Source organism: Streptomyces chlorus, from assembly GCF_042655885.1.
Taxonomy (GTDB): Bacteria; Actinomycetota; Actinomycetes; order Streptomycetales; family Streptomycetaceae; genus Streptomyces; species Streptomyces chlorus.
Genome location: NZ_JBHSOA010000030.1, coordinates 82111 through 105329, shown reverse-complemented (window position 1 = coordinate 105329; position 23219 = coordinate 82111). Strand labels below are relative to the sequence as shown.

General features: G+C 67.6%; 22 protein-coding genes and 1 tRNA gene. 6 read left to right on the top strand and 17 right to left on the bottom strand.

The window, feature by feature from the left end:
• The first annotated feature begins 71 nt into the window (after positions 1–71).
• Positions 72–176: a GntR family transcriptional regulator gene (locus ACFPZI_RS15500; protein ID WP_381363433.1), complete on the top strand. Its 105-nt coding sequence runs from the start codon at positions 72–74 to the stop codon at positions 174–176.
• Between the two features lie 315 nt (positions 177–491).
• Here ACFPZI_RS15500 and ACFPZI_RS15495 read toward each other — a convergent pair whose 3' ends face one another.
• The 7 genes from ACFPZI_RS15495 to ACFPZI_RS15465 form a co-directional block, all read right to left on the bottom strand.
• The gene (locus ACFPZI_RS15495; protein ID WP_381363431.1) at positions 492–1256 is read right to left on the bottom strand and encodes a hypothetical protein; all 765 of its coding nucleotides are present in this window, start codon (positions 1254–1256) and stop codon (positions 492–494) included.
• Between the two features lie 297 nt (positions 1257–1553).
• Complete coding sequence (locus ACFPZI_RS15490; RefSeq protein ID WP_381363429.1) at positions 1554–1805, bottom strand: helix-turn-helix domain-containing protein; 252 nt, start codon at positions 1803–1805, stop codon at positions 1554–1556.
• Between the two features lie 1232 nt (positions 1806–3037).
• The gene (locus ACFPZI_RS15485) at positions 3038–3550 is read right to left on the bottom strand and encodes a hypothetical protein (protein WP_381363427.1); all 513 of its coding nucleotides are present in this window, start codon (positions 3548–3550) and stop codon (positions 3038–3040) included.
• Entirely contained in the window at positions 3551–3775 is a 225-nt protein-coding gene (locus ACFPZI_RS15480) for a hypothetical protein (RefSeq protein WP_381363426.1), read from the bottom strand.
• An 89-nt stretch (positions 3776–3864) separates the two neighbouring features.
• The gene (locus tag ACFPZI_RS15475) at positions 3865–4314 is read right to left on the bottom strand and encodes a hypothetical protein (RefSeq protein ID WP_381363424.1); all 450 of its coding nucleotides are present in this window, start codon (positions 4312–4314) and stop codon (positions 3865–3867) included.
• 74 nt (positions 4315–4388) lie between these two features.
• The gene (locus ACFPZI_RS15470) at positions 4389–5279 is read right to left on the bottom strand and encodes a tyrosine-type recombinase/integrase (RefSeq protein ID WP_381363423.1); all 891 of its coding nucleotides are present in this window, start codon (positions 5277–5279) and stop codon (positions 4389–4391) included.
• 311 nt (positions 5280–5590) lie between these two features.
• Positions 5591–5665: transfer RNA gene (locus ACFPZI_RS15465), tRNA-Val, on the bottom strand.
• Positions 5666–5917: 252 nt separating this feature from the next.
• On the opposite strand from ACFPZI_RS15465, the gene ACFPZI_RS15460 reads away from it, so the two are divergent.
• The 3 genes from ACFPZI_RS15460 (at position 5918) to ACFPZI_RS15450 (ending at position 8576) form a co-directional block, all read left to right on the top strand.
• Positions 5918–6736 (top strand): DUF4097 family beta strand repeat-containing protein, encoded by an 819-nt coding sequence (locus tag ACFPZI_RS15460; RefSeq protein WP_381363421.1) that lies wholly within the window; start codon positions 5918–5920, stop codon positions 6734–6736.
• Between the two features lie 73 nt (positions 6737–6809).
• Positions 6810–8249, top strand: a complete 1440-nt coding sequence (locus ACFPZI_RS15455) for a hypothetical protein (RefSeq protein WP_381363419.1) — start codon at positions 6810–6812, stop codon at positions 8247–8249.
• Between the two features lie 105 nt (positions 8250–8354).
• Positions 8355–8576: an FmdB family zinc ribbon protein gene (locus tag ACFPZI_RS15450; RefSeq protein ID WP_381363418.1), complete on the top strand. Its 222-nt coding sequence runs from the start codon at positions 8355–8357 to the stop codon at positions 8574–8576.
• 203 nt (positions 8577–8779) lie between these two features.
• Here ACFPZI_RS15450 and ACFPZI_RS15445 read toward each other — a convergent pair whose 3' ends face one another.
• The 3 genes from ACFPZI_RS15445 to ACFPZI_RS15435 are packed head-to-tail and all read right to left on the bottom strand — an operon-like array spanning position 8780 to position 13400.
• Positions 8780–9592 carry an HAD family hydrolase gene (locus tag ACFPZI_RS15445; protein ID WP_381363416.1) on the bottom strand — a complete coding sequence of 271 codons (813 nt, stop codon included), beginning with the start codon at positions 9590–9592 and terminating at the stop codon, positions 8780–8782.
• A complete protein-coding gene (locus ACFPZI_RS15440; RefSeq protein ID WP_381363440.1) occupies positions 9592–12201 on the bottom strand; it encodes a phosphoribosyltransferase in 2610 nt (869 codons plus the stop codon). Before ACFPZI_RS15440 ends, ACFPZI_RS15445 begins: the two co-directional genes overlap by 1 nt.
• A gap of 32 nt (positions 12202–12233) precedes the next feature.
• The gene (locus ACFPZI_RS15435; protein ID WP_381363414.1) at positions 12234–13400 is read right to left on the bottom strand and encodes an HpcH/HpaI aldolase/citrate lyase family protein; all 1167 of its coding nucleotides are present in this window, start codon (positions 13398–13400) and stop codon (positions 12234–12236) included.
• A gap of 204 nt (positions 13401–13604) precedes the next feature.
• On the opposite strand from ACFPZI_RS15435, the gene ACFPZI_RS15430 reads away from it, so the two are divergent.
• Positions 13605–14507 carry a TerD family protein gene (locus ACFPZI_RS15430; protein WP_381363412.1) on the top strand — a complete coding sequence of 301 codons (903 nt, stop codon included), beginning with the start codon at positions 13605–13607 and terminating at the stop codon, positions 14505–14507.
• Between the two features lie 18 nt (positions 14508–14525).
• On the opposite strand, the gene ACFPZI_RS15425 is transcribed toward ACFPZI_RS15430, so the two are convergent.
• The 6 genes from ACFPZI_RS15425 to ACFPZI_RS15400 all read right to left on the bottom strand — a co-directional run bounded on the left by ACFPZI_RS15425 (position 14526) and on the right by ACFPZI_RS15400 (position 19377).
• Positions 14526–15263, bottom strand: a complete 738-nt coding sequence (locus ACFPZI_RS15425) for a TerD family protein (protein WP_381363410.1) — start codon at positions 15261–15263, stop codon at positions 14526–14528.
• 215 nt (positions 15264–15478) lie between these two features.
• Positions 15479–16618 carry a DUF475 domain-containing protein gene (locus ACFPZI_RS15420; protein ID WP_381363408.1) on the bottom strand — a complete coding sequence of 380 codons (1140 nt, stop codon included), beginning with the start codon at positions 16616–16618 and terminating at the stop codon, positions 15479–15481.
• A gap of 76 nt (positions 16619–16694) precedes the next feature.
• Positions 16695–17270, bottom strand: coding sequence for a TerD family protein (locus tag ACFPZI_RS15415; protein ID WP_381212555.1), 576 nt, complete (start codon positions 17268–17270; stop codon positions 16695–16697).
• Between the two features lie 301 nt (positions 17271–17571).
• On the bottom strand, positions 17572–18147 hold the full coding sequence (locus ACFPZI_RS15410) for a TerD family protein (RefSeq protein ID WP_055595442.1): 576 nt from the start codon (positions 18145–18147) through the stop codon (positions 17572–17574).
• Positions 18148–18300: 153 nt separating this feature from the next.
• Positions 18301–18759: a peroxiredoxin gene (locus tag ACFPZI_RS15405; RefSeq protein ID WP_381363406.1), complete on the bottom strand. Its 459-nt coding sequence runs from the start codon at positions 18757–18759 to the stop codon at positions 18301–18303.
• A 180-nt stretch (positions 18760–18939) separates the two neighbouring features.
• Complete coding sequence (locus tag ACFPZI_RS15400) at positions 18940–19377, bottom strand: DUF3052 domain-containing protein (protein WP_055595440.1); 438 nt, start codon at positions 19375–19377, stop codon at positions 18940–18942.
• A gap of 409 nt (positions 19378–19786) precedes the next feature.
• Between ACFPZI_RS15400 and aceE the strand changes: the two genes are divergently transcribed.
• The gene (gene aceE / locus ACFPZI_RS15395) at positions 19787–22534 is read left to right on the top strand and encodes a pyruvate dehydrogenase (acetyl-transferring), homodimeric type (protein WP_381363405.1); all 2748 of its coding nucleotides are present in this window, start codon (positions 19787–19789) and stop codon (positions 22532–22534) included.
• Between the two features lie 223 nt (positions 22535–22757).
• Here aceE and ACFPZI_RS15390 read toward each other — a convergent pair whose 3' ends face one another.
• Positions 22758–23066, bottom strand: coding sequence for a small hydrophobic protein (locus ACFPZI_RS15390; RefSeq protein WP_381363403.1), 309 nt, complete (start codon positions 23064–23066; stop codon positions 22758–22760).
• Positions 23067–23219 lie beyond the last annotated feature (153 nt).

The window sequence follows — 23219 nt, the reverse complement described above, 5'->3', positions numbered from 1 at the left end:
ACCCACGACCCGCCGACAGAGCACCAGCGGACGACTCAACACCCGCTAACTGAACGGCATTGCCCCTGGGTGTGGAGTTCGGGGTTGCACCTTCGACCGTGGCCAAGGCTGTACGGGACCTCAAACGCCGGGGGCTGGTTACTGCCTCCCCTGGTTGGGGAACGTTTGTCGTCTGACGTTTCCTAGGTCCCTGACAGGCTTTGTACTCGTTTATCACAATGCCTTTGCCTGCCATCATCATTGACATTCCCATTGGCATCTCATCTGACATTTCCTGGGCTTGTTTCAGGTGCCATCCGTTTATGTCATGCCGGCATTGTCTGTGCTCCCACGGATATATGTCTGTGCGCACAGGGGTGGGGTAATGCCTGGGAATGCATCGAGCGAACCCGCCGGGAGCACCTTCCTTCGATCGCGTACGGGTTTCAAGAATCTGAGTGATCTGAAACGCCAAAAAGGGGCCCCCAGCAACGCCAGGGGCCCCGTAAATGTCAATGTTCCCAGTTGTCTCCGTAGCCGTCAGACGACGCAATGAAATACCGGGGCTTGGGATTGTAGTTGAATTCCTCGATAACCGGCGGATTAGGATCGGGCTCGATAAGCCCATCGATCTTCTCCGGAATCTGGTCATAATCCAGTTCCTGGGAAGCCTCCCAAGTCAGTAGCCCTTCCTCATTAAGCTCCCAGCATTCCAGCCGGTCACCCTGGGAATGTCCATGCCGCGGGTGGACGTCCATACCGCCGGCAGTCACGCAGTAACTGAACAGGCCGGCATGCTTCTCCAGAGTCTCCCTGGCAGCCATGGCAGCCTTATATGCCTTCTCCCACACATCCCTAGCCTGTGCTGCCTTGGCAGCTTCCTTACGGCCCATGGGAACAAGCTCTTCCTTGACCCCATCATCAAACGCCTTACGGGCCCTGGCCATAAGAACCTCAAGAGCCGACACAGTGCGGTCATACTCTTCAGCCAGAGCCTTGACCGTGCCAAGGAACGCTTCCTTATCGGGAAGTGCCTTACCTTCCTTGACCGCGGCAATCTCCATTTGCTTCAGTTCCGCCTTGGCATCTTCAAGGGCAGGAGTGCTGTACCGGGCCTTGATCTCGCCTACCTGAGAAACATCACGGGTCCGGTACCGTGCATTCTCCTGCTTATACGTGGACAGCTTCGCCTTGGCATCCTCGTACTCCTTACGGAGCGCCTTTACCTTGGTCGACAGAGGAAGGTCACGGGGAGGTTCAACAATGTAATCAGCCATTAGCGCTCCAATATTTCGTAATGTCGTTGCGTTCCTTCAAACAAAGAGCCCCATCTACCAAAACGCAGATGAAGAATATCAGATAACCAGCAACGGACAGGGGATCCATTATTCATCACCCCTGGCCTTGAATTGTCCAGCCTTATAAGCCTCATAGACTTCAAGGGGTGTCATGTCATTGATCTCTGCATTGGTCTGTCGTTCTGTGTCTTCCATGGTGTGTCTCCTTATCAGGCCGCGGTAAGCCTGGCATACATCGGAGTGTGAGAGTTATTCATATCGCCGTGTTTCCAATCGTTAGAGAGTGATGCTGAGCAGCGCTCTAACATCGGGATCGTTGATGTTGTCCAGGCACTTAGAGAGAGGGATACCCAAGACACGGGCAAGTGCTATGGCATGGAGGATGGACGGATTCTTCTCGCCACTGAACCACTTCTCAACGGACCCTATGTAAAGCCCTAGTTCCTCACTGATCTGCCAGTAAGTCAGCCCCTTGGCTTCCTTCACCGCTTTCCAGCTCACTCGATCAAACAGGTTGACATCCTTCATGGTGCTCACATCCTTACTGCCGTGTCGGAGGGTGATTAGGGGAGGGCATGAGCCCAAGAAAAAGGCCCTGGCACCCGCACACGGCGAGACGGATACCAGGGCCAGGGATGCCCGTAGACCAGAACCGGGCAAGGAGAGGAATGCATGACTACGAACCAGAGAAGGAGTAAGCCTGTGTTTTCTCCTTCTATCTATGATGTCGCTGACAATCGACCCCCCTTTGTGACCACCATGGGGGAAACTGAGAGCCAGATCACATGAGAAGACGTCCCCAAGGCTTCAGAGCCTCGGAGTGCAGAGCCGGCACAGGAACCAAGTCCCTTGTTTGTGGTTCCTGCCGAAGAACCCCTTAGGGATAGATGGGTTACTAACCCACCTGTTCACATCGTCCCAGGTCAGAAGTGGTGTGTTGGTTCAACCAACAGACATCCGGTTGACCCACGACACTGTCGTGGGTCAGAGCATTGGTTGACCCCCCGGTTGGACTGGAGGGTCAGAGCCGGCACACCGGGGAGCAGCAGACAGAGAAGAAGCTTCTGACCAGGAAGGGTCTGGACTCTGTGCGCCAGACGCACACAGAGGTTTCCGCGGCTCTAGCAGAACCAGGGCCGGACTCATGCCTTCTGACCAGCAAGGATGTAAGTAGGGTGGGTCAGACCCACCCTGTTCCGCGGAGTAACCCCCCATCGGATGGGTGATAGCCACGTTACTAATTTGGCTTCCCCTGGAAGCTCTGTACGGCCTCCTAAGGGCCGTACAGGCGTAGCCCTAGGCAAGGAAGACCAGGAAGACTCTCAGAGGCCGTTACAGAGCCACACAGAGTGGCCCTTCGCACCCAGGGCCACGACAGACACAAGATGATCTCTCAACATCTATAGCCGGGGATCCCCAAAGACTCCCCGGCATCATGCATATCCAAATGATCTTGACACTAGTAGGGGCCGCTCCCTAAGTTCCGCGGCCCTTCTGTCTACTTCTTACTCAGACGAACAGTAAGGGCCCTGGCTCTAAACCAGGGCCCCTCTGACTTGATATACCTAAGTGATCTTGTAAGTACTTCTGTTCAATCCATGAGCCAGGGAGCCCCAATAGCTCCCTGGCATCTAAGGTTTATATTGCTTGCCTCTCCCCGGCAAGCATCCGACAGGATGCCAAACCCCTATATTAGAGAGGGTCTTTCAAGAAGGTGCAGGTCAGGTCGATCCCGTGTTGCAAAAATGCAACACCCCTTCTCACCTGGGATTCTGCGCCACCTTGTCCCGTACTCCTGCTGCCCACGTGGCATCTTCAATGCCGGTACGGTTCATGTCCCGCGGATCGACCCACCCTCCGAGATTGGTTGACCAGAACTTGCCATCACAGTCCCTCGGGCAACCTCTGCGCTTCCTGAGCGCCACGGAAGCAATCTCCGTGGGCACAACCAGGAATAGCTTCGTAGAGACCGGGGCAAAGAACCCTGCCTCACACAGCTTCTTGTGCCCACGGTAAAGAGTAGATCTGTTGAGGTCTGGGAATGCTGCCTCAAGTTCACCGGTTCCCAGGTGGACATGCCCTACGTTGTTGATCCGGTCGTAAGCGAAATGCATAAGCCTGGTGTCAGTACTGAGAGCGGTATTCGACACGATGGGGTGTGTTCCTTTGTGCTTGTGGACTTTGGTGAACAGTCCTGCTTCCGCCGGCTGCCCTTCCGGAGTCTCCCAGGATCGTTGGGAGGTAGTGACCACCTTCTCTTCTGTGAGTTCCATTCAGTCGTTCCTCTCATCATCCGGTGCCTGGACACCCTTAGTCAGTGCTTCGGCAGCAGCCACTACATGCGGTGCCACGGCGTCTTCAATGGATCGTTGGGCCGTGACCTTTGCGTATTTGGCTACCTTGTTCAGCAGCCACACGGCGTATTCCGGTTCGATAGCCCCTGCCGCAACGCCCTCCCCGAGCCCTGCAATCAGAGCTTCCTTCTCTGCCTTTGTCATTTCCCTGCCTCCTTGACATGAGAAAGGGCCCGCAACTCCTTGTCACGGGCCCCTGTGGGGTACTGCTTATTCGGTTGTCACCAGGACAGCTATCCAGCGTCTTCCATCTGCCCTGTCAGGCACTCCGCCGAGACAAAGGAGATTACTTCCTCTGCCGTGTCCTTGTGCACGTTTGCTGCCATGGAGTACAGGAAGACTGCCGTATTAAGTGCCAGCTTCCCACCTCCCACGGCATAGACCAGGCTCCATGCAAGCTCTGACAGGGTCTCTGTCGTAGTATCTGGACACAGGCCCTCTGCTGTCTCGCTCTCGTTCGACTCCGCCTCAGGCACGGTCCCGTCAAGCCGGTAGTCCATCAGGTCGGACAGACAGCCTTCCAGGAACTCCCTGGCTCCGGTCAGTGCCCCTTGGGTTGTTTCTTGCAGAATCTGCATTGCCGTGTCGAGTGACAGTTCCCCCCTGTCAACTTCCATCACCAATGCCGGGGACAACCGATGCACAACCCCCATCACTGCTGCGCCCCATGCCGCATCGTCCATGATTTCCCCCTCCTACTAAGCACATCGCTCTGTGTGCCATCGCCGTTACCCGTGTTTGGTGTGGTCCTGGTCACCTAGTACCGGTCACCCATGCGCTTGATTGCCTTGACGGCTCGGGTCGTGGCCATGTCCGAGGCATAGCGGTCGACCATGCTCCGGGACTTCCAGCCGGCCAGTGTCATTACGTCGCCCTCTGCCACTCCTGCTGACAGGAGATCATCAGCAAAGGTGTGTCGGAACTGGTGAGGGCTTACCGAGGCGTAGCCGGCATCCTTAGCACGCCGGTTGACCATTCGATACAGACCGGAGTACGTCAGGTGTCCGCGGTTCCTGCTGCCAAGCCAGAGCCAGTCACTGTCACTCAGCTTGTGGTGCTCCCTGGCCCTCAGGTACCGGGTCAGTGCGATGACTGTCTTGGGCTGTAGCGGGATGACACGGCCCTCTCCTGCTGCCCTGGCATCCTTCAACGGGACGACTTGAAGGAGTCCCTGGTTCAGGTGCAAGTCTCCGAGGCGCAGTGACAGCAACTCTTCTGCCCTGAGTCCCTCTGTCAGGACACGGATCATGGCGTGGTCCCGAACCTTCTCGAACTCCCGGACCCTGGGAGATCCGTTCCCAGTCACCTTCAAGAGGTCCGTGACGAACTCAGGTGCCAGTGTCTTGGGCGTGGCTCCTGTCGGAGCGGCGTACCTCTGGAGTCGCTTGTCCCGGTAGGGGTTGGGTGCGTCAAACTCATCTTCCAGCCATGAGAAGAACGTCCTGAGATTGCGCTGTACCGAGTTCGTTCCGCCTCGGTCGTGGCTGTCGTAATAGGCCCGGAAGAAGTTGTTCAGGGTGGCCGTGTCCAGACCAGTGAAGTCTCCTTCCAGCCGTTCCCTGGTCATCCATGCTTCCAGGGTTCGTACTGCCTCGGAGTAGGTCCGGACCGTCTTCTCTTGGTAGGGCCGACCGTGCTTGTTGTTCACGGTCCTCAGGTGAACTGCGTACTCCGAGAGCATCGCTGCCCTGGACATCACAGGTGCTACCGAGGATGCCGCTTCCTTGGCCCTGGTCCCTGTGTCGGGTGTGGCCGGTGTGGCTTTGGTGGTCTTGCTTCGGAGGGGTGACTTCCTGGCTGCTGTCGCCACTGGATGACTTCCTAGCCGGCACCGGAGGTGCCTGTGTCCTGGCTAGGCAAGGAGTGGTCGGACAGTCTCCTTACCTAGCCGTGTCCGGTAGGTAAGTCCCTCTGTCTTCCAAGATCCTTCTGACGGGTCTTCCCTGGTCAGAGGCGTTTTGGTGGGCGCGGACGGTTTCGAACCGCCGACATCCTGCTTGTAAGGCAGGCGCTCTACCCCTGAGCTACGCACCCGGGACCCGGGCGCACCGCCCAGGCCGATTCGACAGCCTACATGGCCCGGGGAGCGATCCGGGTGCCCGGGTCCTTCCGCGATCCGTCCGGGCGGGGTTCCCTCCGAGGCCTCTCAGGGGGTCTTCCCCGGTTCCGTCCGGGGGGTAACCCCACCTCGATTCCGGTAGTGGCCCGGATCCCCCGGCGGGGCCCGTTTCCGTACGGTCGAAGAGCGCCGGAAAGCGCGACCGTCCGTCCCAGGGGGAGACCTTCATGACCCGCACGTCCAGCACCACCGGCACGACCCGCGCCACCACCGGCTCCTCCCGTGGCGTGCGCCTGCGCGCGGTCGCCCTCGGCGGGGCCGCCGTGGTGCTCGTCGGCGGGCTGACGGCCTGCGGGGCGTCGGCCGCGGACGACACCGACCCCGACCGCCGGTCCTTCGACCTGCCGGGCAGCACCCTCACCGTCGACTCCGGCGACTCCGCGCTCGAGATCATCGCCGCGGACCGCACCCCGTCGGGGAAGGTCGAGGTCACCCGGTGGTTCCAGGGCACCGTCGCGCTCGGCACGGACCCGAAGGCCACCTGGTCGCTGGAGGGCGACCGGCTGAAGCTGCGGATCAAGTGCTCCGGCATCGTCGCCAACTGCTCCGCCAAGCACCGTATCGAGGTGCCCCGCGGGGTCGCCGTGAAGGTCGAGGAGGGCGACGGCAGTGTGCGCGCCCGTGGCTTCCGCGACGCGCTGAACATCCGTACCGGGGACGGCTCCATCCACGTGACCGACACCACCGGCCCCCTGACCCTGCGCACCGGCGACGGATCGGTGCGGGCCGAGGTCGCGTCCCGCACGGTGCGCGCCCGGACCGGCGACGGCTCGATCCGCCTGGAACTGAGCGCCGTACCCGACCTGGTGGAGTCCCGCAGCGGCGACGGTTCCGTCACCGTCGAACTGCCCCGGGCCACCTACCGGGTGACGTCCGGGACAGGTGACGGCGCCGAGAAGGTGTCGGTGCCCCGCGACGACACCAGCTCCCATGTGGTGGACGTCCGCACCGGCGACGGGAGTCTCACGGTCCGTACGGCGAACTGACCGACCCGTGTGTTCGTCCTTCCCGGTGGGACAATGGCCATCGGGCAGGGTGAACGACATACGGGAGAGGGATGTGACGGCGATACCAGGGCAGCCGTACTCGCCGTCGAGACGCCGCGTGTGCCGCACGCGTGGTCTTCTGTCCGGGGGCCCGGTCTCCCGGGGCCCCGTCTCCCGGGGCCGGGTCGCCGGTCCGCTCCGTGACATGCTCGCGCTGACGGTCCTGCCGCTGGTGGCGGCGCTGGCCCTGCCCGCCGCGTTCGCCGGCGGCGGCACCCGGCGCTGGTTCGGCGGCCGGGCCGAGAGCCAGCGAGCCGAGGCGCAGGCCGCCAAGGACGCGGCGGCGGCCGCGTTCTACGAGCTGGACACCGCCCAGCGGGACCTGCGGATCTCCATCGAGACGATCACCGCCGTCGACAACTCCCCCGCCGCCCACCGCGCCGTCGCCGACTTCGAGGCGCTCGGCCGCCGGATCGACGAGGCCAGCCGCACGTACATCGACGCCGTCGACGCCCATGATCTCGACCGCGACGACCTGGAGGCCTCCGCCGCCTCCCGGGCCCGCACCGAACTGACCGCCGCCAAGGGCGAGCTGGACCGGGTCAAGCGGGAACTGGACCGCTTCACCGACGGGCTCGGCCCCCTCCTCGGCAAGGCCGAGACCCAGCTGGCCCGGCTCGCCCCCGCCGTCGAGCGGGCCCGTCAGGCGCTGCTCGCCGCGTCTAACGCGCTGGACACCGCCCGTGCGTCGGGGCTGCGGGCCGATGGTCTCGCCGCCCGGCTCGCCGCGCTCTCCCCGGAGCTGACCAAGCTGAACCAGGGCGCCGGACAGCACGGCGTGCCGCAGACCCTGGAGCGGGCCGAACGGGTCATCCGCCAGGCCGAGGCCATCCGCGCGGAGGCCGACCGGCTGCCGGAACTGGCCGCCGAGACCGGCCGCCGGCTGGTCTCCCTGCGCACCCGCGCGCAGGCCCTCACCACCCGCTGCGAGCAGGTGGAACCGGTGCTCAGCGAGCTGCGCCGGCGCTTCAGCGCCGCCTGCTGGCAGGACCTCCAGGGCGTCCCCGACGTGGCCACCGAGAACGTGCGGCAGGCCGAGAGCAAGCTCGCCGAGGCGAGCACCGCGCGCGACGAGCAGCGCTGGGCGGACGCCACCGCTGTGCTGTCGACCGTACGGGCGCTGCTGAACACGACCGACGAGGCCGTGTCCGCCGCCGGAGACCGGCTGCGGCAGCTGAACGCCGTGCAGAAGGACCCGGAACAGGAGATCGAGCGCACCCGCTTCGCCATCCGGGACGCCCAGCGCCTGGCCATGGCCGGCCGCCACACCCCGGACCCGCGCCACGCACACCCGCTGGACAGCGCCGTGGCCCGGCTGGAGCGGGCCGTCGCCGGGCTGGAGGGCCGCCACCCCGACTACTGGCACTTCCTGACGGAGACGGAAGCGGTCCGCCAGTCGGTGGCGCAGGTGGTGGCCCTGATCCGCGAGGACCGGGGCGGCTTGGCCGGCTGACCGGTACGGATCCGGCCGCCCCCGCTCCCCCGCCGCAACCCGCAACCCGCAGCCGGCGGCCACCGCCACGGGCCACAACCGCCGTCCGCCGGTTAGCCTGTGCGCATGCCTCGCTACGAGTACCGCTGCCGGACCTGCGGCGACACCTTCGAACTGAGCCGTCCCATGGCTGAATCCGCCGCTCCGGCCGACTGCCCGGCAGGACACGACGACACCGTGAAGCTCCTGTCCACGGTCGCCGTGGGCGGTGCCGCCCCGGCACCGGCCGCCGCTCCCCGCGCGGGCGGCGGAGGCGGTGGCTGCTGCGGCGGGGGCTGCTGCGGCTGACGGCCCCCGCCCCGGGCGCCGGGGCGCGGCCGCGGGCGGGTGCGACCGGCAGTCGGGCACGGAAGAGGTACGGCCGTCGGACTCCCCCGGGGAGGACGACCCCGCCGGCCGGTACGACCTGGCCCGCCGGGGACGCCACGGCTGACCCCGCTCGGGCTCCCGCGCGACCGCACCGAAACCGCCTCGGCCTCAGTGCGGCCGCCTCACCGGCGCGGGCGTGCCGCCTCCAGGAACTCCCGCAGGATCTCCTCCCCGGCCACGACCCCGCGCTCGGGGAGCGCGGTGATCCCGGGGGCCGTCCAGTCGGCGTCGGCCAGTTCGCCGTGGCCGGGGCGCCAGCCCCGGTCGGCGGCGAGCAGCAGGTCGGCGTCGAGGAGCGAGTCGCCGGCGGCGAGGGTGAGGTCGGCACCGGTGCAGCGGGCGACCTCGCGCATGGCCGCGCTCTTGGTGAGCGGCTTGGGTACGGCGTAGATCTTGCGGCCCTGGAGGGAGACCGTCCAGCCGCGGTTCTCCGCCCAGACGGCGAGTTCCTTCACCCACTGCTCGGGCAACAGTTCGCGCTCGACGACGAGGTAGGCGAAGAGGTCCTCGGCGACGCGGTGCTTGCGCGTCCAGGCCGGGTCGGCGGTCCGCTCCAGATGGCCGCGCACCTCGGAGAGCGGAGCGCACTCGGCGGCGAGGCGGGCACTCACCCGGGCGTGCCAGTTCGGGTCGGACTCGCCGTCGACCAGGAGGTGGCCTCCGTTGGCGCAGATCGCGTACGCCGGTGCGGGGCCGGGGAGGCTGATGCGCCGGTACTGCTCCCGGGTACGGGTGGTGGTCGGTACGAACACGACGGCGTCGCCGAGTTCGGTGAGGAGCCGGGCCGCCGTCTCCGTCATGTAGGACAGCGGGCGGCTCTCGTAGACCTCCACGCACAGCAGGCGCGGGGCCTGCGCGTCAGGCACGGTCAGGGCGAGGGCGTTGGCGGAGTAGATGAGGGTGCGGTCGAGGTCGCTGGCGACGAGGACGGTCATCAGGCCGTCACCGCCTTGCCGTCGGCGCCGGTCGCGCCGCGTGTGTAGCGGGGGTGGATCAGACCGACGCAGGTGTACGGCAGTTCGGCGACCTCCTCGACGGGCACGCCCCGCTGGTCGGCCAGCAGCCGTACGTGGTCGAGGTCGTGGCCGGCTCCGGCGCGCGCGAGGATCTTCCACGGCACCCGGCGCAGCAGGACGCGGGTGGTCTCGCCGACGCCGGGCTTGACGAGGTTCACGTCGTGAATGCCGTACTCCTCACTGATGCGTTCGACCGCGGCCCAGCCCTCCCAGGTGGGGGTGCGATCGGCGGCGAGCAGTTCCTTGGCCTGGGCGCAGGCGGCGTCGGTGACCTCGGGGAAGCGGGCACAGACGGCGTCCAGGAAGGCCACCGAGGCGTCCGCGCCGGCGAGTTCGCGGTAGAACTTGGCGCCGTGGAAGTCGTCCGGACCGACCAGGTCGGCGCGGAGCACGGTGCGTGAAATGAGGCCGGAGACGGTCGAGTTGAGGCAGGCGGACGGGATCAGGTAGTCCTCGCGGGTGCCGTACGTCCGCACGCAGGAGCCGGGGTCGGCCAGTACCGCGATCTCCGGGTCGAAGCCGGTGACGCCGTGGGTCTTCTCGAACTCCTCGACGGCCTGGGCGAGTTCGCGGGTGATGGCGCCCTTGCCGGTCCAGCCGTCGACGAAGACGACGTCCCGGGGGTCGTGGTGGGCGGCCAGCCAGCGCAGCGCGTTGGCGTCGATGCCCCGGCCGCGGACGATGGAGACGGCGTAGTGCGGGAGGTCCAGCTGGTGCCGGTACTGGGCCCAGCGGCGCATCAGGATGCCGACGGGGGTGCCGGCGCGGGCCAGGGAGACGAGCACCGGGCGGGGTGACCGCTCGGCGAGCACGGTCTCGGTGACCACGCCGACCGCGTGGGCGAGGCGGGCCGCCGAGGTGTGCAGGGCCGCGCGGAACAGCTCCTGGTACTGCACGCTCGGCTGGTACTCGACGGGCAGCGACTCGGCGTAGTGCGCGCCGCCGCTCTGGATGGCCTCCTCGCGCTCCTCGGTCGGCGCCTCCAGGGTGACGTCGGAGAGGTCCTGGAGCAGCCAGCCGACCTCCTCGGACGCGTACGAGGAGAAGGCGGGGCCGCGAAGGGGCTCGGGCAGCATGGAGGCGGGCCTTTCGGGGGCGGCCGGGGAATCCGGGGCGTCCGGTCCGGCGGGCACGTCAGGTGGGGCGGGTACGTACGACGGTACGACCGCGAGGAGTACCTGCGGGGTGTGTGCGGCGAGTTCGGCCAGCAGCCCGCCGGGCGCGTGCAGCGTGGGGGTGTCGGCGGCCGAGTCGACGACGGCGACGACGGTGTCGAAGCCGGTGTCGGCGACGTTGTAGGCGTAGCGCTCGCCGGGACCGTCGGCGGGGTCGTCGTGGGCGGGGAAGGCCAGCCGGGTGCGTATCGCGTAGCCGGGGTCGTCCACGGCGAGGACGGGCGAGCGGGTGGTGGTCGAGAAGCGGACCTCGGCACCGGCCTCCCGGGCGGCCGGTGTCTGCTCCAGCCTTTGCTCCAGCCTCTGTTCCAGCGCGTGGGCGAGGCGGAGCGGGGCGTACATCAGCTCCTCGAAGCCGAGGACGAGGACGCGGCGGGCGCCGTCGGGCAGCGCGTCGGCGATCCGGCCGGCCATGGCGGGCAGGGCGTCGTCCAGGCGGGCGCGGTGCGCGGGCGTGAACCCGTGCCGCCCGCCGTCGGGCAGTCCGTCCGGCCAGCCCAGCTCGACGCGCGCGACCCGGCCGGTCCGCGTCGTCGTCCCGGCCGCCACCCGCGACGCCGTCTCCGCCTCCTGCCGGGCCACGAGCTCCCGTCCCTTCTCCAGCACGCCCTCCGGGAGCCGTACCGTGCCCGAGAGGGTCGTCACCAGGTCGACACGGGCGCCGATCCGGCGGGCGAAGTCGTCGAGCCGTCCGGTGTCCGCGGGCGAGCGCATGTCGACCAGGGCGACCACCACGTACCGCCGCCGGGGGTGGCGGGCGTGCAGGTCGCGGATGGTGTTCAGGATCGTGTTGCCGGTGGAGAACTCGTCGTCGACCAGGACCAGCGGCCCGTCCCCGGCCAGCAGCCCGGGGTCCTCGGGGAGCAGCAGGTGCGAGGTGGCGTGGGAGTGGGACTCCTCGAAGCCGCCCGCCGTGGCGACCCCGGGGACCGGGCGGCGGGTGGAGTGCAGGCAGGGGGCGACGCCCAGGCCGTCGGCGACCGAGTGGCCGAGGCCGGTGGCGGTCTCGGCGTACCCGAGGACCACCGCCCGATGCGCCTGTTCGCCGAGCAGTTCCCGGACCCGGCGGCCCAGGGCGACGCCGTGGCCGTACACGACGGCGGGCGACTGCGGTACGTGCTTGCCCAGGACGTGGGACACCAGCAGGTGCGCCCGCTTGGGGTTGCGGCGCAGCGCCAGCCCGAGCAGCCCGGTCAGCCGGTCGTCGCCCGCCAGCTCGACGCCGAGGCGCTCGGCGACCCAGCTCCCGGACCAGACGTCCCCGGCGGGTATGTTCCCGGCCGGTATGTCCTCGCCGGTTCGCGATCCGTCGCGCGCCTCGCGGCGCACTCCCTCGTTCACTGCCTTCTCCATGGATTCCTTGCCGTCGGTCCGGTCGGGTCGGGTCACTTGGCCAGGCCGGCCGCGAGCAGCTCCACGAACCCGATCTCCTCGTTGGCGACGCCGAACACCTCGGCGCGCAGCACGGTCCGCTCGGCCCAGGCGCGGTGCGGCTTCACCTCGTTCATTTTGTTCGTGTAAGCCGACCTCATGACACCGCCGGCGCCGCGTTCCGGCCGCAGGATGTCCTGGGCGTCGCTGTACTCCTCGTGGCTGACGACGGACAGCGCGTGCACGGGCAGGACGTGCGAGGGGTGGATGCAGGTCTTGCCCTGCAGTCCGTTGGCCCGGTCCAGGGAGATCTCCCGCAGCAGGCCGTCCATGGCGTGCTCGATCAGTGACTGGCGCAGCCCCACGGCCTGCACCTCGAGGAACGGGCTCTGCCGCAGTTGCGGCTTGAACATGCGCTCCTGGACCCGGAAGTACTCCCAGACCGGCCCGGTCACGGTGAATCCGGTGCCGTCGACCCGGGCCAGCATGTTCACCACGTCGGCGATCACGGAGGCGACGATCTGGAGGTCGTAGGCCGTCATGTCGGAGCCGCGGCGCAGCCCGTACGGGGAGCAGAAGTCGGTCACGCCGAGGCGGAGGGCGAGGACCCGGTCGCGGTACTTGTCGACCGCGCGGAGGATGCCTTCGAGGGTCTCCACCCGGGTCTCGCGGTAGAGCAGCTCCGGCGACTCCAGCACCGGCATCGCGAAGAGGCGGTGCCCGGCGGAGGCCTCGGCGACGGTGAGGGCCTCGAGGAAGGGCACGCCGCGTTCCTCGGTGAACTTCGGCAGGACGAACCCGGACAGCAGCCCGGCGGTGGGGCCGAGGCGCCGGACGAGGTCGGGTATCTGCTCGGGGGTGCGGACCCGGATGAACAGCAGCGGCAGATCGGCCCCGGGCCGGCCGGCCAGGTCGGCGAACTGGGCCACGAGGTTCGCCTCGCCGGCGGTCACGTCGTCGTCGCCTATGGAGTCCTCGAGGCACAGCACCATCGAGACCACGCCGTTCCCGGCCTGCTTGACGATGTCGTCGGCGAGCCGGGGACGGGTCGCGGGGCTGTACAGCGTGGCGCCGAGGGCCATGGAGAGCAGGCGGGCCGGGGACTGGGCCGTGAACAGGCCCGGCTCCCGGTGGAAGAGACGTTTCCGCACCGCAGGGGCGACCTGTCCGAAGTGATGCATTGAACTCCCCCGGGACCGTTGGGCATGCTGTGGAATGGCTGTGGAATGTCGAAAGGTGGCCGGTAATAGTACGTACGTATCGATGTCGGCGGTTCCCGCCGGGCGTGAACTTCAGGTGACCCGGTCATGTCGGTGCCGGTCGGCGTCGGCGCGCGCCGGCACCCCGCATTGTCGTGACCAGGACGGAGAGGGCAGGATGACCGCATGACGCACGCCATGCTGAAGGGGTCGAACGTCCCGCTCCGAGCCACCACGGTACGCGCAGTCCTGCGCTGGTCGCCCGGCCAGGGGGTACCTGACGTGGACGCGTCCGCTCTGCTCCTCGGGCTCGACGACCGGGTCCGGTCGGACGAGGACTTCGTCTTCTACAACCAGCCCCGGCACCCGTCCGGCAAGGTGTGGCGACTGGGCAAGAAGCGCGTCGCCGAGAGCCTGACCGACACGATCCAGACAGATCTCGGCGGGGTCGAGGAGGGCGTCGGGCGGATTCTGCTGGTGGCGTCGGCGGACGGTGTCACCTTCGACGCCGTGGACACGCTGCGCATCCTGCTGTACGACGCGCAGGCCCCGGACGCGGAGGCGCTGGCGTACTTCGACGTCACGCCGGAGACGGGCCGGGAGACCGCGCTGATCTGCGGTGAGCTGTACCGGCGCGGGGACGGCTGGAAGTTCCGGGCGCTCGGCGAGGGCTACTCGAACGGGCTGAAGGGCCTGGCGACGGACTTCGGGATCTCGGTGGACGAGTCGGAGGCCGCACAGGAGCCTGTGGCCGCCGCCACGCCCGCGCCCTCGGCCCCCTCCGAGGCGCTGACCCAGGCGCATGCCCCCGCCGCGGCCGATCTCTCCGTCCCGCTGCCGCCCGAGCAGCCGCCGGGGGTTCCGGCGCAGCCCGCGTACGGCTACCCGCCCCAGCAGCCGCCGGCCACCCAGCCGGCCTACGGCTACCCGCAGCCGACCGGCCGGCCCGCCTACGGCTACCCCCAGACGTCCCCCGTGCCCGCCGCCGCGGCGGCCCCGTCCGGCTACGGCTACCCGCCCCCGGCCGCCCACACCCCCGACCCCGACTTCCGCCTGCCCCCGCAGGGGCCGCAGTTCATCGGGCGGTAGGGCCCGTCCGGCCGCCGGCTACCGCCCCGTCTTCGACTTGAAGCCGCGCCCCCACTGCAGGCCCCAGCCGTAGAGGCGGTCCAGCTCTCCCTGGAAGCCGTAGACGAACTTCACCTCGCGGCGGACGATGATCTCTTCCTTGATGTTCTCGATCATCACCACCGCGCAGGAGCGGGCCTGCGGGTGGCGTTCGTCCAGGCTTATCTCGATCCGCGGGCCGTTGCCGGGATAGAGCGTGACCATGGCCTGGGTCCGGTCGAAGGCGGGTGTCTGGTCGTAGATGTACACGAAGACCAGCAGGCGTTTGATGTTCTCGCGCTGATCCAGGTTGACGTAGAGCGTCTCCCCTGAGCCCGAACCGAACCGGTCGTCGCCGCTGAGCTTGACGTACGGCGGCCCGTTGACGTCGCCGAGGAGGCCGCCGAGCGGCTGGACCACGCCCTTGGTGCCGTCCTGGAGCTCGTACAGGCAGCCGAGGTCCAGGTCGACGTTGACCATGCTCTGGCTGTGGGCGATGACCTCCGGGGGCTTGAGCGCCCTGAAGGGGTGGCGCAGCAGGCTCTCCCGCTGGGAACCGCCCAGGTCGGAGGTCCGCATCCGCCAGCTCAGGTTGACCCGGAGATTTCCGGTGGCCGCGCCCTGTTTGGTCAGGGAGACCTGCGCATACCGTTTCCTCAGCTCGATGGCGTTGGTCGCCGCGTTGCCCGAGTCGAAGGCGCTGTCGTTTCCGCGCCACATTCCGTCCAGGAAGCCCATTCCCGCCCCAAGTCCACTCGTCGAACCCCGCTGCCCCGCCGATCCTGCTGCCCCGCCGATCCTGCTGCCCCGCTGCCCCGCCGGCGCCCCTGCTGCCCCGCCCGCCCCCACGGGTCGCCCGGCGTCCGTGCGGGCTCCGGACGGCCGTCGGGGCGGCCCCGAGGACTGGTCCTCGATGGCCGCCCCGAACAGAGCGTTCCTCACCCGGAGGGCTGTCACACCCCGGAGGAGACCTCGGTCTTCTCGCCCGCGGCGCCCTCGGCCGCCGCATGGGCCTTGTTGCGGCGCACGGAGGACCAGAAGGACAGGCCGATCAGGACGACACCGACGAGACCGGTGATGATCTCGTTGATCTCGTACTGGATCGTGATGAGCAGGAGCGCGGCGAGGGCGCCGATCGCGTAGTGCGCGCCGTGCTCCAGAAAGACGTACTCGTCGAGGGTGCCCTGGCGGACCAGGTAGACCGTCAGCGAACGGACGTACATGGCGCCGATACCGAGGCCCAGGGCCATCAGCACGATGTCGTTGGTGATGGCGAAGGCGCCGATCACGCCGTCGAAGGAGAAGGACGCGTCCAGGACCTCGAGGTAGAGGAACATGAAGAACGCGGCCTTGCCGCCGATGGCGAGGGCCGTTTTGGGCTTGCCGGCCCGCGCGGCCTGCTCCTCCTCCTCGTGCTCGCGCTCCTCCGACTCCTCGAGCCGGTTCTCGAAGTAGCCGGAGAGCCCGCCCACGATCATGTAGGTGATCAGACCGCCGATACCGGCGAGGAGGACGGTTTCCGCCTTGTCCACGTGCATGCCGCCGTGCTGGTAGGCGTTGGCCCCGACCGTCAGGGAGGCGGTCAGCAGGACGATCAGCGCGATGCAGACCGACAGCATGTCGACCTTGCCGAGCTTGGACAGCGGGCGCTCGATCCAGGTCAGCCACTTGATGTCCCGGTCCTCGAAGACGAAGTCCAGGAAGATCATCAACAGGAACATGCCACCGAAGGCGGCGATCGACGGGTGGGCGTCGGTAACCAGTTGCTGGTAGCGGTCCTTGTCACTGAAGGCAAGATCGACCGCCTCGATGGGTCCGAGCGAGGCGCTGATGGCGACGATCACGACGGGGAAGACCAGTCGCATACCGAAGACGGCGATCAGGATGCCGATGGTGAGGAAGATCTTCTGCCAGAAGGCATTCATCTTCTTCAGGATTCCGGCGTTGACCACCGCGTTGTCGAAGGACAGCGAGATTTCGAGGATCGAGAGGATCGCCACGATGCCGAAGGCGGTCCACCCCCCGAAAAGGACCGCTGCGACCAGGCCGAGCGCGGTGACCGCGAACGACCAGCCGAAGGTTTTCAGAACCACTGGCTACCCCATCATGTGTGGGGGGCTCCCCCCGGACGTCCTCCGGAGGAGACTCTCCCCGCCACCGTAGTCGGCTTTACGAAACATTGACTCCGAAGTCTAGAGCGATGCCCCTCAGCCCGGACGCGTACCCCTGGCCCACCGCCCTGAACTTCCACTCGCCCTGATAGCGGTAGAGCTCGCCGAAGATCATCGCGGTTTCCGTGGAGGCATCCTCCGAGAGGTCGTAGCGGGCGAGTTCCTGACCGTCCGCTTGATTGACGACTCGGATAAAAGCATTGCTGACCTGCCCGAAAGCCTGGCCGCGGTCGTCGGCCAGATGGATGGAGACCGGAAAAACGATCTTGTCGCACCGGTCCGGCACCTTGGAGAGGTCGACCAGCAGGGACTCGTCGTCGCCCTCGCCCTCACCGGTGAGGTTGTCACCGGTGTGCTCCACCGAGCCGTCCGGGCTGTGGAGCTGGTTGTAGAAGATGAACCACTCGTCCCCCATGACCCGGCCGCCGCTGCACATCAGTGCGCTGGCGTCGAGGTCGAAGGGGGCTCCGGTGGTGGAGCGCGCGTCCCAGCCGAGCCCGATCAACACCTGCGTGAGGTTCGGTGCGGCCTTGGACAGGGAGACGTTTCCTCCCTTGGCGAGCGTGACGCCCATGATGCTGGTCCCTCCCCGGGTGATGTTTCTTGGAAGCTGTTGGCCCGCCCGGTTTCGGATCAGGCTGGGGAGCCTGGTGCCGTCGGATCCAAGGCGGAGGAGGGAGTCGACGCGGAGCGTCGGCGACCGACGACAACGCCGGAGACGGCGGTGCCAGGCTCCCCAGCCCCGGAAAGGGGTGGGACAACAGCTTCTCAGGTGGTCCTGCACGTCCGGCGCCACACGTAAACCGTGCGGCGCCGGACGGAACAGCCGTGCGAGCCGGCCGAACCCGGGCGGGAACGCCCAGGAGGCGAGCGTCTCAGACGTTCACGCCGAAGTCCTGCGCGATGCCGCGCAGACCGGATGCGTAGCCCTGGCCGATGGCGCGGAACTTCCACTCGGCGCCGTGCCGGTACAGCTCTCCGAAGACCATGGCGGTCTCGGTGGAGGCGTCCTCGGACAGGTCGTAGCGGGCGATCTCGGCGCCGCCGGCCTGGTTGATGACGCGGATGAACGCGTTGCGCACCTGGCCGAAGGACTGCTGGCGGTTCTCCGCGTCGTAGATCGACACCGGGAAGACGATCTTCTCGATCTCGGCGGGGACACCCGCGAGGTTGACCTTGATCTGCTCGTCGTCACCCTCGCCCTCGCCGGTGAGGTTGTCGCCGGTGTGCTCGACCGAGCCGTCGGGACTCTTGAGGTTGTTGAAGAAGACGAAGTTGGCGTCGCTGCTGACCTTGCCCGTGTTGTTCGCCAGCAGCGCACTGGCGTCCAGGTCGAAGTCGGTGCCGGTCGTGGTGCGGACGTCCCACCCCAGTCCGACGATGACCGCGGTCAGGCCCGGCGCCTCCTTGGTCAGCGATACGTTGCCGCCCTTGCTGAGGCTGACTCCCACGAGTCCTCCCTTGATGTCCGGGGGCAGGAAGCCCCGTCGTGCGTCGGATGTCGGATATCGGATATCGGATATCGGATCAACGAGTCGATCCTAGTAATGGGTTCCCGGCCACCGCAGACCCCGGGGCCGAAGGATCACCGCTGTCGGGCGTGCTCACAGCGTGTCGAGCGCCTCGACGTAGTCGTTCAGGTCGCGTGCGTCGGGCAGCGCGTTGACGACCGTCCACCGTACGAGGCCCTCCCGGTCGATGACGAAGGTCCCCCGTACGGCGCAGCCCTTGCTGTCGTCGAAGACGCCGTAGGCGCGCGAGACGTCCCCGTGCGGCCAGAAGTCCGACAGCAGGGGGTACTCCAGGCGCTCCTGCTCGGCGAAGACGCGCAGGGTGTGGACGGAGTCGGTGGAGACGGCGAGCAGGTGCGTGTCGCGGTCGGCGAGACGGCCTTGGCCGTCGCGCAGGGCGCGCAGCTCGTCGGTGCACACGCTGGTGAAGGCGAAGGGGTAGAAGACGAGCACCACGTTCTGACGGCCGCGGTGGTCGGACAGCCGTACGGGCGCGCCGTGGTTGTCCTTGAGCTCGAAGTCGGGGGCCTGGTCGCCGACCTGGATCGTCATCGCCTGGTTCGTCCCTTCGGGGGGGCTGTGCCCGGTCTGTTCCTTGGGAACACCCTACGCAAGGGGTACGAAAATGGTCCGGACGGGCTGAGCTGGTCAGCCCGTCCGGGTTGAAAACGGGGTACGGCTGCCCGTGGGGGCGGTGCCGCTGCCCCTGCTACCTCCGGGACTTGGCCACTGCTACCTCCGGGACTTGGCCGCCTTCGGCGTGGCCAGTCGGCTGCCACTCCAGTCCTTGCCGACGCTGACGCTCTTGGCGGCGGTCAGGCCGGCTGTGGTGGCGGCTTCCGAGACGTCACTCGGCTCCACGTATCCCGAACGGCCGGTCTTCGGCGTGAGGAGCAGGATCGCCCCACCTTCCTCGATGTACGTGCCGGCGTCCACCAGCGCGTCCGTCAGGTCGCCGTCGTCGTCGCGGAACCACAGCACAACGGCGTCAGCCACGTCGTCGTAGTCCTCGTCGACAAGGTCGCTCTCGATGACGCCCTCGATGGCCTCGCGGAGCTCCTGGTCGACGTCGTCGTCGTAGCCGATCTCCTGGACCACCTGCCCGGGCTGGAACCCCAGCCTGGCGGCAGGGTTCGTCCGCTCCTCCGCGTGGTCCGCGGTCGCGCTCACGGTTTGCCTCCTGATCATGGTTTGGGAATATCTCAGCCACGCGCGGGCGCGCGGCGTTGGCCGTAGTCCACACGGGCGGGGCGAATCGCGCAAGTACCCGGCCGTCCGGACCGCCTAAACGGTGACGATTCTGACCGGGTCACCGCAACTCCAGGCACATCATCCTGGCCCACAGTGACTCACACCACACCTTTGTGCCCCGAATGGGCGTTTGGGAACTGCGTACGGGTACGAGACTCGCATGAATTTGAGTTTCGGTCCGTACGCCACCGTACCGGTGTCGCGTGCGGGTTACCTATCGGTAGAGATGACGTGTGCGGCCCGGGGGTGGACCATGGGGAGCGCGCAGACCCGGCTGCATCAGTGAAGCAGCGGCCTCCTCACGGCCCTTCGACAGGTAAGGAACAGCGTGGCTTCCGCATCCGATCGCACCCCGATCATCATTGGTGGCCTTCCGAGTCAGGTTCCTGACTTCGACCCCGAGGAAACCCAGGAGTGGCTCGATTCCCTCGACGCCGCAGTCGACGAGCGCGGCCGGGAGCGGGCCCGCTACCTGATGCTGCGCCTGATCGAGCGGGCCCGCGAGCGGCGCGTGGCCGTGCCCGAGATGCGCAGCACGGACTATGTGAACACGATCCCCACCAGCGCGGAGCCGTTCTTCCCGGGCAACCAGGAGATCGAGCGCAGGATCCTCAACGCGACCCGCTGGAACGCGGCGGTGATGGTCTCGCGCGCGCAGCGGCCCGGGATCGGCGTCGGCGGCCACATCGCCACCTTCGCCTCCTCGGCGTCGCTCTACGACGTGGGTTTCAACCACTTCTTCCGCGGCAAGGACGAGGGCGACGGCGGCGACCAGGTCTTCTTCCAGGGCCACGCCTCGCCGGGCATCTACGCGCGCGCGTACCTGCTGGACCGGCTGAGCGAGCGGCAGCTGGACGGCTTCCGGCAGGAGAAGTCGAAGGCGCCCGAAGCGCTCTCGTCCTACCCCCACCCGCGTTCGATGCCGGACTTCTGGGAGTTCCCGACCGTGTCGATGGGCCTCGGCCCGATCGGCGCGATCTACCAGGCCCGGATGAACCGTTACATGCAGGCACGCGGCATCGTCGACACCTCGAAGTCACACGTGTGGGCGTTCCTCGGTGACGGCGAGATGGACGAGCCGGAGTCGCTGGGCCAGCTGACGCTCGCGGCCCGCGAGAACCTCGACAACCTGACCTTCGTCGTCAACTGCAACCTGCAGCGCCTGGACGGGCCGGTGCGCGGCAACGGCAAGATCATCCAGGAGCTGGAGTCGGTCTTCCGGGGTGCCGGCTGGAACGTGATCAAGCTGGTCTGGGACCGCTCCTGGGACCCGCTGCTCGCCCAGGACCGGGACGGCGTACTGGTCAACCGGATGAACACCACGCCGGACGGCCAGTACCAGACGTACGCCACCGAGTCCGGGGCGTACATCCGCGACCACTTCTTCGGTGACGACCACCGGCTGCGCGCCATGGTCGAGAACATGACCGACGACCAGATCCTGCACCTGGGCCGCGGCGGTCACGACCACCGGAAGATCTACGCGGCGTACAAGGCGGCCCTGGACCACAAGGGCCAGCCGACGGTGATCCTCGCCAAGACGGTCAAGGGCTGGACGCTGGGCCCGAACTTCGAGGGCCGCAACGCCACGCACCAGATGAAGAAGCTGACGGTCGACGACCTCAAGGGCTTCCGCGACCGGCTGCACCTGCCGATCTCCGACAGGGAGCTGGAGTCCGGCCTGCCGCCGTACTACCACCCGGGCCGGGACTCGGAGGAGATCCAGTACATGCACGACCGCCGCAAGTCCTGCGGCGGGTATGTGCCGACGCGCGTGGTGCGCTCCGAGCCACTCACGCTGCCCGGCGACAAGACGTACGCGAACGTGAAGAAGGGATCGGGCCAGCAGTCCATCGCGACGACCATGGCCTTTGTCCGGCTCCTCAAGGACCTCATGCGGGACAAGGAGATCGGCAAACGGTTCGTACTGATCGCGCCGGACGAGTACCGCACGTTCGGCATGGACTCGTTCTTCCCGAGCGCGAAGATCTACAACCCGCTGGGTCAGAAGTACGAGTCCGTGGACCGGGATCTGCTGCTCGCGTACAAGGAGGCGCCGAACGGGCAGATGCTGCACGACGGCATCTCCGAGGCCGGCTGCACGGCCTCGCTGATCGCGGCCGGCTCGGCGTACGCCACGCACGGCGAGCCGCTGATCCCGGTGTACGTCTTCTACTCGATGTTCGGTTTCCAGCGCACCGGTGACCAGTTCTGGCAGATGGGTGACCAGCTGGCACGCGGTTTCGTCCTCGGTGCGACCGCGGGGCGTACGACTCTGACCGGTGAGGGTCTTCAGCACGCGGACGGCCACTCGCAGCTGCTGGCGTCCACGAACCCGGCGTGCGTCGCCTACGACCCGGCCTTCGGGTTCGAGATCGCGCACATCGTGCAGGACGGTCTGCGCCGGATGTACGGCGGCGACGAGCAGCACCCGCACGGCGAGGACGTCTTCTACTACCTGACCCTCTACAACGAGCCCATCCAGCACCCGGCCGAGCCGGAGAACGTGGACGTGGACGGCATCCTCAAGGGCCTGTACCGCTTCCGTGAGGGCACCGCGGGCTCGCTCCCCGCGCAGATCCTCGCCTCCGGTGTCGCGGTGCCCTGGGCCCTCGAGGCGCAGCGGATCCTCGCCGAGGAGTGGGACGTGCGGGCCGACGTCTGGTCGGCGACCTCCTGGAACGAGCTGCGACGCGAGGCCGTGGAGTGCGAGCGGCACAACCTGCTGGGCCCCGAGGAGGAGCAGCGGGTGCCGTACGTCACCCGGAAGCTGTCCTCGGCGCAGGGGCCGGTCCTGGCGGTGTCGGACTGGATGCGGTCGGTGCCGGACCAGATCGCGCGCTGGGTACCGGGGACGTACCAGTCGCTGGGCGCGGACGGCTTCGGCTTCGCCGACACGCGCGGGGCGGCCCGGCGGTTCTTCCACATCGACGCGCAGTCGATCGTGGTGGGCGTGCTGACGGAGCTGGCCCGCGAGGGGCACGTCGACCGGTCCGTGCTGAAGCAGGCCATCGACCGCTACCGGCTGCTCGACGTGGCCGCGGCCGAACCGGGTCCGGCGGGCGGCGACGCCTGACCCCGTGACGGGCGGGGCCCGACGGCTGTGACGGGCGTCGGACGCCGCCCACGGGCGCGCGGAGCGCCTCACATGGTGCGGGGCGCAGAGCGCATGGAGAAGGGCCTCCGGCGAGTCGCCGGAGGCCCCACTCCTGTTCCGTCCCGGAGGCGTCCGTCCGATGCCCGGGGCTTCGTCCGTCCGGACCCGGAGTCCTCCGTCCGGGCCCGGATCTCCCGGGTCGTCAGAACACTCCGTAGCCCGGGCCGGTGGCCGAGGCCAGCCAGATGACCGCCAGCAGCGTGTCGATGGCGCCCAGGACCACGGCGATCAGCGCCGGGACCGGGCGAGCGCCGCCCCAGCTGCGGCCCATGGCGAGCCAGCCGCAGACGATCGCCACCGGGCCGAGAACGATGCCCAGCACGAAGAATCCGGCGACCGCGCAGATGACTCCGATGATTCCGAGCGTCGCGCGATCCGTCCCGCTCCCTGACCACGTCCGGCCACGTGAGCGGGGGTGCCTGCGCGTGCCGTTTCCGAAACTCGCCATCATCAACTCCCAGAACCCCTGGGTTGGTTGGAGTTGCAGTGGGGTTCGACATGCGGGTACCCCCGCTCGGGGCGTGAATGCCCCCGAAGCGATGGCGGGCAGGCCGCTGCCTGCGCGCTGCCCCCCCCTCCAGCAGCGCGCCGCAGCCGGCATCCT